At 41.1% G+C, this 10,571-nt stretch carries 11 protein-coding genes; 1 reads left to right on the top strand and 10 read right to left on the bottom strand.

Annotation, left to right across the window (positions count from 1 at the left end):
* Positions 1 to 20 precede the first annotated feature (20 nt).
* Positions 21 to 653, bottom strand: a complete 633-nt coding sequence (locus Xets_RS16255; protein ID WP_099132842.1) for a hypothetical protein — start codon at positions 651 to 653, stop codon at positions 21 to 23.
* A gap of 243 nt (positions 654 to 896) precedes the next feature.
* Here Xets_RS16255 and Xets_RS16250 point away from each other — a divergent pair, with 243 nt between their 5' ends.
* Positions 897 to 1,292: a helix-turn-helix domain-containing protein gene (locus tag Xets_RS16250; RefSeq protein ID WP_187652131.1), complete on the top strand. Its 396-nt coding sequence runs from the start codon at positions 897 to 899 to the stop codon at positions 1,290 to 1,292.
* Positions 1,293 to 1,410: 118 nt separating this feature from the next.
* Here Xets_RS16250 and Xets_RS16245 read toward each other — a convergent pair whose 3' ends face one another.
* The 9 genes from Xets_RS16245 to arnB form a co-directional block, all read right to left on the bottom strand.
* Positions 1,411 to 2,427, bottom strand: a complete 1,017-nt coding sequence (locus Xets_RS16245) for a lipoate--protein ligase A (protein WP_187652130.1) — start codon at positions 2,425 to 2,427, stop codon at positions 1,411 to 1,413.
* A 74-nt stretch (positions 2,428 to 2,501) separates the two neighbouring features.
* On the bottom strand, positions 2,502 to 3,005 hold the full coding sequence (locus tag Xets_RS16240; RefSeq protein ID WP_370588255.1) for a C40 family peptidase: 504 nt from the start codon (positions 3,003 to 3,005) through the stop codon (positions 2,502 to 2,504).
* Between the two features lie 40 nt (positions 3,006 to 3,045).
* Positions 3,046 to 3,432 carry a 4-amino-4-deoxy-L-arabinose-phosphoundecaprenol flippase subunit ArnF gene (gene arnF / locus Xets_RS16235; RefSeq protein ID WP_187652128.1) on the bottom strand — a complete coding sequence of 129 codons (387 nt, stop codon included), beginning with the start codon at positions 3,430 to 3,432 and terminating at the stop codon, positions 3,046 to 3,048.
* A complete protein-coding gene (gene arnE / locus Xets_RS16230) occupies positions 3,429 to 3,779 on the bottom strand; it encodes a 4-amino-4-deoxy-L-arabinose-phosphoundecaprenol flippase subunit ArnE (RefSeq protein WP_187652127.1) in 351 nt (116 codons plus the stop codon). Before arnE ends, arnF begins: the two co-directional genes overlap by 4 nt.
* Positions 3,776 to 5,437, bottom strand: coding sequence for a lipid IV(A) 4-amino-4-deoxy-L-arabinosyltransferase (gene arnT / locus Xets_RS16225; protein WP_099132837.1), 1,662 nt, complete (start codon positions 5,435 to 5,437; stop codon positions 3,776 to 3,778). Before arnT ends, arnE begins: the two co-directional genes overlap by 4 nt.
* A 5-nt stretch (positions 5,438 to 5,442) precedes the next feature.
* Positions 5,443 to 6,336: a 4-deoxy-4-formamido-L-arabinose-phosphoundecaprenol deformylase gene (arnD, locus tag Xets_RS16220; protein ID WP_099132836.1), complete on the bottom strand. Its 894-nt coding sequence runs from the start codon at positions 6,334 to 6,336 to the stop codon at positions 5,443 to 5,445.
* Between the two features lie 41 nt (positions 6,337 to 6,377).
* Positions 6,378 to 8,363 carry a bifunctional UDP-4-amino-4-deoxy-L-arabinose formyltransferase/UDP-glucuronic acid oxidase ArnA gene (gene arnA / locus Xets_RS16215; protein ID WP_187652126.1) on the bottom strand — a complete coding sequence of 662 codons (1,986 nt, stop codon included), beginning with the start codon at positions 8,361 to 8,363 and terminating at the stop codon, positions 6,378 to 6,380.
* Entirely contained in the window at positions 8,363 to 9,340 is a 978-nt protein-coding gene (gene arnC / locus Xets_RS16210) for an undecaprenyl-phosphate 4-deoxy-4-formamido-L-arabinose transferase (RefSeq protein WP_099132834.1), read from the bottom strand. Before arnC ends, arnA begins: the two co-directional genes overlap by 1 nt.
* Positions 9,341 to 10,486 (bottom strand): UDP-4-amino-4-deoxy-L-arabinose aminotransferase, encoded by a 1,146-nt coding sequence (arnB, locus tag Xets_RS16205; protein WP_187652125.1) that lies wholly within the window; start codon positions 10,484 to 10,486, stop codon positions 9,341 to 9,343.
* Between the last annotated feature and the right edge of the window lie 85 nt (positions 10,487 to 10,571).

The raw sequence follows: 10,571 nt of genomic DNA, 5'->3' as shown, positions 1-10,571 counted from the left end.
AAGTTCATAACAGATTGAAATTAATTAATATTTTTATAAATACGCTGTTTGCGGGCTGAAGGCAAATACCAAAGTGTGGCAATAAAACATAGAGCATAACCCAACATTTCACAGCCTTCTTCCACCATATTTTTAACCGTCCGGTTAAAATGTTCATCCATCAATCCCTGCCATAGCGCCCCCATGCCAAATAAACGGGAAAACACCAGTACACACAACAGGCCACAAACCATCATGGAATAACTTTGGTGACGTGTGAAATAGACGAGTCCAGAGAGAGTTTGCCACCCATTTTTGCAGGCATACCCAATACAGACTAAAGCGAGTGGAATGGCAAACCATGACCACGCACCATGAAAGAAGAGATTATCAAAATAGATATCTAATTCTCTAATCAGAAGACAACTGAAAAAACCAGCCATTAATACCAATGCAGGGCGCAGATTTACATTTTTCTTTACTTCATAAAACAGTAAAGCAGCAATAATCAGCAAAGTTAACTCCTGAAAAATCTCAGTCAGTGAGTCTTCCTGTACACCGTTTTTCAGGTAATTAACATCCAAAAAGAGTAAACCAGTGACTCCCGCTATCACTAATGCGTAAAAAATAAAAAAAACCAGTTTTCTGATTAAATAGATAATATCCGATTGCATTATATCCTCGTTTATAATTAATAACGCGGGGCATAATACCACTTACACTAAAATCTGATGAACATCTGGTGCGCTGGTTTATTTTATAAGAGAAAAAAATAAATCATAGGTAACAGTTAGTAACCTGAAACCGCACATTTTGCGTATACGATAAAAAAGAAATTCTTAAAATGGCTCACATAATAATAACTAATTATTTATCAGTATATTTTTAGCAAAACCCCACCCATGTGGAAGGTAAACATGTTAGAAAATGTTATCAACGATATTGTAAGATGGTTAGAAAGCCAACTTCAACAAACTGAAGGTATCAAAATAGATGCTATAGCCCATAAAAGTGGTTATTCAAAATGGCACTTACAACGAATTTTTAAGGAGTTGAAAGGCTGTACATTAGGTCAATATGTGCGTCTCCGTCGCCTCCATGAAGCAGCCAGATCTTTGCGTGAAGGTAATTTGCCCATTCTTGACATTGCTCTTCAATACGGCTTTAGCTCCCAAGCTACATTTACCCGAATATTTAAAAAACATTTTAATACTACGCCCGCTAAATTCCGGGAAAATGGACATCTGCCTGAGTTCAAAACATTTTTGTATTGTGAGGAATATATCCCGAAGTATAAATACTGCAAAGAATAAGTACGAAATAAAAAATAGTCTGCCTATACTTCAAAATTATATTGGTATTAAGTATTACCCTTTATGGTCAATCTCCTTGTCGTTGGCCATTTTTTACATTTTATCGAACGTTATTCAATTACTTCAGTTCATTAACCAACCAGTGGTATAATTGCTGCAATTCGCTGTCCAGAGGGGAATATTGCTCACTAATTTGCAGGATCACTTGCCCAACCGCTTTTGGTTGATACAGTACTCCAATCAATTTTTCAGACAATAATTCAAGCGGAGCGGGTTCCAAACTGTCAGTGAACACTTGACAACGGCTAATCACACCATGTTCAACATCAACATGTAATTCAATTCCTCCCCAACGGAATCGAGTATCCAATACATGGCTAAATGCAGGAGCCTGACCAAAATTCCATTCCCAACTACTTTGTTTAGCAAAAATATCACTAAAACCGGGTAAATCAGGCAAAACCTGAGGGGAAATCACTTCCGTTTTGACTGTCTCACCGAAATATGCAAAAAATGCATCAATAATCCCCTGACAAACTCTTTCATGCGTGATATCAGGCAATAACTCAGCCAAATTCATAACCCTGGAACGAACTGAAGTGATACCCTTCGTCTGTAACTTTTTAGGATCCGGATTAAGATAATCAGCAAGCCGATTTAGGTCTGTATTAATCAACAACGTTCCGTGATGAAAACCTCTGTCTTTTGTTTCCTTATATGCGGAGCCAGAAATTTTACGTTCCCCTTCCGGGGAAGATAGAACCAAATCATTGCGACCAGAAGCGGTTGCATGAATTCCTGCTTTTTTCAAACCTTCCAGGATGATTTGTGTGGAAACCATTTTGTTATATTCTGGTTTACCTGCCATAAAAGTAAAACAGGTATTACCCAGATCATGAAAAACCGCGCCACCTCCACTGCTACGCCGAGCCAGTTTGATTCCATCTTGTTCCATTTTTCGAGTGTTACACTCTTTCCATGGATTCTGCGCCCGTCCCACCACAACAGTATCGGCATTACGCCATAAAAACAAAACGCGCTGATTTGGAGGCATTTGTCGAAAAATACATTCTTCAACAGCAAGGTTAAACCAGGGATCATGAGAATCTGAAAACAACAGACGTAATGAGGACATTTTTGACTCCAGCAAAAATAATAGTGCTTTAAGATATCATAAAGCACTGCCGGAACAACGAGATAGAAGTGATGTTAAATCCTACGAGCTTGCCAAAAAACACGACGCCAATACACATTATCAAGAGAAGAACGTATTACGCCTTTACTTGTGGATGCATGAATAAACGCATTGTTAGTATCGTAAATACCTACATGCAACCCACTTTTTCCACTGCCGGTTTTGAAAAAAACCAGATCACCAGGCATCAGATCATCTTGGCTTATCCGTGTGCCTATTTGGGTTTGTTCACTTGTTGTCCGGGGAAGCTGGATATTAAAACGATCAGAAAAAGTCCGGTATACAAAGCCAGAACAGTCAATACCATGCCTATCCATGCCACCATAGCGATACGGCGTATTCTGCCATTGCTCAAGTTGATCTTTTAACTGAGCAATGACCATTATCGGATCAGAGAGAGCGGTCTTCAGCGGAAACGAATTAGGCTTGGAAACAGGGTTGGTGCAACCAATAAGAAAGAAACTCAATAACAAGCATAAATGCCTTATTCTTATTACTATCCGATTTCCCTCAATCATCATTTTTCCTCAATTACCACATAGAAACGACAAACTTTAACTATTTTGTTTCCAGTCTACTGATTAACCAAACGCCCAATAAGATGAAAAAAACGCCCAACGTTTTTAACAGTGAGATAGTTTCACTAAACCAAGGTAATAAAGCCACCATTAAATAAACAAAGGCATAACTCAAGCTAATAATAGGGTACGCTTTATTCAATGGCAGATATTTCAATGTGAAAAACCAACATAACATGGATATTATATCCCCCGCCAATCCTGCCACAATCATCAGCAAAGAATTGTGATTTGCCCAAAGCCAGTTGATATCCAGCCAATGCATTGATAACGAAAGTTCCGGCAGATGAGCAACTCCCCACTTCAATAACAATTGTGCTACAGTGATCAACAAGACACTCGCCATCCCCCAAAGATAACCTTTCATTGACTCAAGCTCATCAATAAGATCCCGAACATAATGGCAAAAACCCCCATCCAGTGCTTTAACCCCACCTTTTCCTGATACAAAAATTGCCCAATCAAAGTCACTATGACAAAATTTATACTAAGCATAGGGTAAGCAATGCTCAGTGGAAAAAATTGCAATAATCGTAACCAAAATATCATTCCTATACCCAACAGAAGAATAGCACTGGATAGCCATATCACCATCAATACCACTTTATGCGGGGTATCTTTTTTCTGCCAACAAATAACTGCCTGCTTCTGGCATAATTGCCCCGCACAAGTAAGCAAGATAACCAAAATCAATAATATTATATTGCTGCTCATGGCTGTTTCTTATAAATCATAAGCACGAATCTATGATTACGACGCACAAAATCCGGTTCCGGTAATTCAGACAATTCACCTTCTGAGGGTAATAGAAAAACAATAGCGACTTGACCTTTTTTACGTGCTTTCGCTAGCCACGCAGGAAATTCTTGCTCCGTGATATATCGATATTGGCTATCAGGGTAAGCAAGGCCATATTCTAACTCCCCAGGACGATCAAACAGATAAATATCACTGCGTTTCAATTCCCACGCAATCGCTGCCCCCACTCCAACAGATTGAGACAAGATATATTTACTGTCAGCCAACTCTTTTTCGTTTTGCTGAATGAAATGCTGGGGAAGTTTCGAATTTATCGTCTTATCGGGCAAAGCACTACCTATAGATAAGTTGAGCATAATTGAACAAGTGGCAGCCCATAGCCAATATTTACCCTCGCGAATAAAACAAAAATAACCAATCCCACCCCAAACCCCAAAGGAAATAATTCCCACAATCCATTTTAGCCATTCGTCGGGTTGATAAAGTGGGGGATCTTTTAAGGTTTCCAGAATAAAAAGTACCAAAATGGCAAGCAATCCAATGAAGACATTCACCAATCCGTTTATTTTCAATACGTTCATGTTGCCATTTTTGACACAATCAACACCATACTTTGCCATCATCATTGCTAAGGGGCCGATAAAGGGTAAAACGTAAGTTGGCAGTTTTCCTTTTGCGATGCTGAAAAATACAAATGGAACAACAAACCAGCAAAACAAGAAAAACATTTCTGGGTGACTTTTTTTCTCTTTCCAGCTTTTGATTAAAGCACCTGGTAGTAATCCTAACCACGGGATCACGCCTAAGATCAATATGGGTAAATAATACCAAATAGGTGCAATATGCTGAGCTTTCTCAGAAGCAAAACGCTGTATATGCTCTACCCAAAAGAAATAATGCCAGTAATCCGGCTCACGCGTAGCAATTGCAATCACCCACGGTAGGCTGATCAAAATAGCAAAAATCACGGCAAGAGGCCCAAAACGAACCATTTCCCAAAAGCGTTTCTGGTATATCGTAATGGGTAGCATGGCAATCACGGGTAACGCCAATGCCAGAAATCCTTTTGTCATAAAAGCCATCCCACAGGTCAGCCCCAGAACAGACCATGCCAAAATTCGTTCTCGGATCGCCACCGCCTTAAGCGCCCAATAACAGCTCACGATCCCCGCTGTAATCCATAAAGAAAACATAGGATCAAGGACACTGTAGGTTCCAATGGAAAAAACAATAAACATGGAAATGTAGATCAGGCTGGAAACGAAAGCAGTCTGGCGGCATTGCCACATCATCATTGCTAAACGATAAAGAAGAAGTACGCTGATTAGGATACTAAGCACGGAACCAAAACGGACAGCAAAATTATTGTCACCAAAAATCCACTGGCTAATGTTGTTGATCCAATATCCTGCTACTGGTTTTTCAAAATAGCGAATGTCCAAGAAGTAAGGTACGATCCAATCCCCACGTTGCAGCATTTCCCGGCTAATTTCAGCATACCGAGTTTCATCCGGCTGCCATAATAAACGACTATCCAGAGGCAATAAGTAAGTAAGAACAAAAAAAAGAGCCATCAGAACGGCTCCTGCTTTACTCGTTCGGGTGTTCAACATCTGTGTTATACCTCTTGTTGGCAACCTAACCAGCCTTCACGACCAGGAAAATCCGAACGAACAATTTTCCCAACAGGGAGCGTATCCCTATTTTCTGGTAAAAAATGGCTTAATTTACAGAACTGAATATCTTGTTGATGAAGCATGTCCAGCAATGTCTCAAATTGTGAAGATTTCGCCATACCTTCGACTTCGGTATGGATCGTATAAACAGAAACCCCATGATCATTTTTAATCGCTTCAAGGATAAAGTGATTAAAATCTGCATCGCTGACTTGTGTTCCAACAACTTCATCATAGGTAGGTAATGTGACAGGAATTTGTACAGTTCCCACTTGTCCATCGGGCAAGAGTGGCCTGAATGGATGTGTTCCGCGGCAATCACTGTTGTAATCAAAACCAAAATGTTGTTTAACCGCCAGCACACGCTCATCAGCTCGCCAACCCGCAACGGCTGAGCATGTAACGGCTTTTCCTGTTGCCTTTTCCAAAGCATCAACACCTAACTTCACTTGTTCTGTTAATTCCTTCTCCGACCAACACCCTACTTTTGCCTGCCAACCTTGATGATCCCATGCATGTAAACCCACTTCATGGCCTGCATCCATTGTTTGCTTCATCAAATGCCCTAAATCTTTTGCGATTTTTTTTCCCGGCCAGGCTGTACCAGCCAATAAAATATCCAGGCCATAAAGAGACACCGCATTTGATCTCAGCATCTTCCAGAGAAACTTCGGACGCAACAGGCGCCATAAATGACGCCCCATATTGTCCGGACCAACACTGAAAAAAAAGCTGGCTTGAATATGGTGCTTGTGTAAAACTTCAAGCAACCGTGGTACACCTTCCTTAGTGCCTTGATAAGTGTCCACATCAATTCTCAAACCAACTTTTTTCATTACGTTATTCCCACTCTCTTCCTCGTTTTCCAATTAGCTTTTTAGTTTTTCCCTTTAGATTCTTCAACTGCTCCACGCAGAAAGAAATCCAATGTTTCATCAATGGTTTGCTTCATATCAATAGTGGGTTTCCAACCTAACAGACACTCTGCATTTTTAATACTGGGTTTACGGTGTGCAACATCCTGATAGCCTTGCCCATAATAACTGCTGCTTTCGATCTTCTTGAATCCAGCAAATGGGGGAAAGTGCCCTCGCAACTCATGTTGCTCAAAGCTATCTAATAACATTTCGGCCAGTTGGCGAATGCTCGCTTCATTTGTTGGATTACCGATGTTGATTATTTGGCTATCGCATAGCCCATCCCGGTTTTCGATGATCCTGAACAATGCTTCAATACCATCATGGATATCCGTAAAACAACGTTTTTGCTCTCCTCCATCCACCAGTTTAATTGGAGAACCTTCCACCAGGTTCAAAATCAATTGGGTAATGGCCCTTGAACTACCAATACGCGCTGAATTTAGGTTATCCAGCCTTGGCCCCATCCAGTTAAATGGACGGAATAAGGTAAATTTCAAGCCCTCTTGTGTACCATATGCCCAAATAACTCGATCAAGTAATTGTTTTGAAACTGAATAGATCCAACGCTGTTTATTAATAGGTCCAACAATCAGACGCGAAGTATCTTCATCAAATTCTTTATCATCACACATACCATAAACTTCGGATGTTGATGGGAAAATAATCCGTTTATTGTATTTAACACAATAACGAACAATTTTAAGGTTCTCTTCAAAATCCAGTTCAAAGACTCGCAAAGGATTACGGGTATATTCAATCGGAGTTGCAATTGCCACCAATGGCAGAATGACATCACATTTTTTGATGTGATATTCAATCCATTCAGTATGAATGCTGATATCACCTTCAATAAAGTGAAAGCGAGGATTACCAATAAATCGTTCAATCGCAGAAGAACCAATATCCATCCCGTAAATGTCATAATTGCCATCACTCAACAATCGTTCAGTCAGATGGTTACCAATGAATCCATTGACGCCCAAAATAAGAACACGCTTACGACGACTGACTTGGGCTGTTGCTTTAGGACCAACATAAACCCCTGCGACAATGCCCATCTCAAGAGCTAATCGATTACCTTGAACATAAAGCCCTGACTCCCCTTGGCCGCTAATAATTTCCAGCGCACCATCACCACAAGCAATCACAAATGGATCAGTCGAGATTACGATTCCCGGGCGTTTTCCGTGGGACTGATTAAGTGGCCGTGAACGCCAAATCGTAATCTTACGTTCACCGAGAAAAGTAAATGCCCCTGGGTATGGTTCTGTCACTGCCCTAACTAAGTTATTAATCTCTTTGGCAGACTTATTCCATACTATTTCACCATCTTCAGCGGTGCGGCGGCCAAAATAAGTTGCCTGGCTTTCATCCTGTGGAATTGATGGATAATGACCTGATTTTATTTGAGGCAGAATGCGATCCAATAATTCAACTGTCGCTTCGCGTATTTTTCCATGTATTATCAGCGAAGTATCATTTTCATCAATCTGTACAACCTGTTGCGCGATAATATCTCCCGCATCCGGCTTCTCCAGCATTTTATGTAATGTTACACCGGTTTCGGTTTCTCCATGGAGTACTGCCCAGTTAACTGGAGCACGGCCACGATATTTCGGCAACAAGGAGCCATGAAGGTTAAATGAGCCTTTTTCAGCCAGTGACAGAATTTCTTGGCCAAGCATGTTTCGATAGTAAAAAGAGAAAATAACATCTGGTTTCATCTCACGAATGCGTTCAACCCAAAGCGGGTGATTCACATTTTCTGGCGCAAACACGGGTAAACCCAAATCAGCGCCGATACGTGCAACAGAAGAGAAAAAGTGATTTTCATTTGGATCATCAGTGTGAGTGAATACAGCCTGAACTTCAAAACCAGCTTTGACTAATGCATTAAGTCCGACACAACCAATATCGTGATAGGCAAAAATAACTGCTTTCATTAGCTTTCTTCCTGATTGTCGTTAGTCTTCTTAACTCCGACCACTTTTTGAATAAAATAGCGCGGGCGAGCACGAACATCGTTATATATTCGACCAATGTATTCACCCAATAGTCCCATGGCAACGAACTGTGCTCCAATGAACATGAAAAGAATAGCAAACAGGGTAAACACCCCTTCAGCAGCCCACATTGAGCCAAATATAAGGCGTAGAACAATCAATAACACCGCCAACAAGAAACCTGTTATGGCAATGATACTTCCCGCGACACTTAGTAACCGCAATGGTGCAGTTGTTAAGCACGTCAGAAGGTCATACATCAAATTGATCAGTTTCATAAAACTGTACTTAGAATCCCCAAACTCACGCTCTGCATGGGCTACGTCAATTTCTATTGTTCTGCGTGCAAAGGTATTGGCAAGGATGGGAATAAATGTACTGCGTTCATGACATTGAAGCATCGCGTGTATAATGTGACGTCGATAGGCGCGCAACATGCAACCATAATCCCCCATTGAACGCCCCGTCGCCTTGGTTATCATTGCATTGATTATTTTAGAAGCGATTTTACGGAACCAAGAATCCTGCCGATGGATACGACGTGTACCCACAACGTCATATCCCTCTTCCGCCGTTTTAACTAAACGAGGAATTTCTTCTGGCGGATTTTGCAAATCAGCATCAAGTGTAATAACCAGATCACCGTCAGCTTGATGGAAACCGGCCATAATTGCTGAATGTTGCCCGTAATTACGGTTAAGCAAAATCGCAATCACATGATTTTCTGGAGATTCAGCCGCCTGAGTTAAGATCTCGGCAGAACTATCATAGCTGCCATCATCGACCAAGATTAATTCGTATTTCTGTTTTAATTTTTGGCACGCTGTAAGAGTTCTTTCCAGTAACTGGGGTAAACTTTCTTCCTCGTTGTAAACAGGAATAACGACTGAAACTTTTTTGATCTTCTCAAATGTCACTTACTTATGCTCCGAAAGAATTTCAGTTATCACATTCACGACACGATCTACATCGTCATTGCTCATATCTGGAAAAAGAGGTAATGAACAAAGTGTTGACGAATTCCACTCAGATACAGGCAGGGAGAGTTGTGGATAACGCTCACGATAATATTTTTGTGTATGCGCGGCTCTGAAATGTAAACCCGTGCCAATATTTCTATTCTTTAGTCGAGCCATAAAAGTATCGCGGTCAATACCACAGATACTTTTGTCAACTCGTACCATGAAAAGATGATGGGAATGCAAATGCGCATATTCGGGAGCTCTCAGCATTTGCAACGGTGAATTAATAAGAGCAGCAGAATAGCGAGCCACCAATTGCCGACGACGTGCATTCATCGATGCCAGTTTGCCTAGTTGCACAACTGCCATCGCCGCATGAATATCCGATAGGTTGTATTTAAAACCCGGCTCAATTACTTCCGCTTGAGGTTTCCTGCCCTGAATTTGTCTATCAAAAGCATCCACCGCTAAGCCATGAAATTTTAAACAACGGATCCGTTGGGCAAGTTCATCATCATCTGTAACGAACATGCCACCTTCGGCGCAGGTCATGTTTTTAATCGCGTGAAAAGAAAAGATTGCAGTACCCCGCTCTCCGACCCATTCATTTTTATAACGGGTGCCGACAGCATGGGCTGCATCTTCAATCAGGGGAATTTTAGCTTTTTGAGCTATAGCGCGCAGAGCGTCAAGGTCACAAGGCGCTCCTGCATAATGGACGGGAATAATTGCTTTGGTTTTGGGAGTGATCGCTTTTTTGATTGTTTCTGCGCTGACCATCAATGTATCACGGTCAACATCCACCATGACAGGCTCAGCACCCAACAAACAAATCATATTGATAGTAGAAACCCAAGTTTGGGAAGGAGTAATGACTTCATCACCTGGGCCTATGCCTAGAGCCAACAAAGCCAAATGCATTCCCGCAGTCGCGGAACATAGAGCAATAGCATGTTTGCATCCAAACATGAGAGAAAAATCTTGCTCTAACTGATGGTTTTGTGGCCCTGTAGTAATCCAACCTGAGTGTAAAACTTTCTCTATCGCTTCTATCTCTTCGCTGCCAATTGCAGGACGAGAAAATGGCAAAAAACTATCCATAACCGCCTTGTGCCTTGTCTATCCCAAATTGTTTTATAATTAATCGATTCTAGATGATGATTTTTTAACGAAACATCAACGAAAA

The organism is Xenorhabdus sp. TS4 (assembly GCF_014467265.1).
GTDB lineage: Bacteria > Pseudomonadota > Gammaproteobacteria > Enterobacterales > Enterobacteriaceae > Xenorhabdus > Xenorhabdus ehlersii.
Note: the sequence above shows the minus strand (reverse complement) of the source record. Positions and strands in the feature narration are given on the sequence as shown.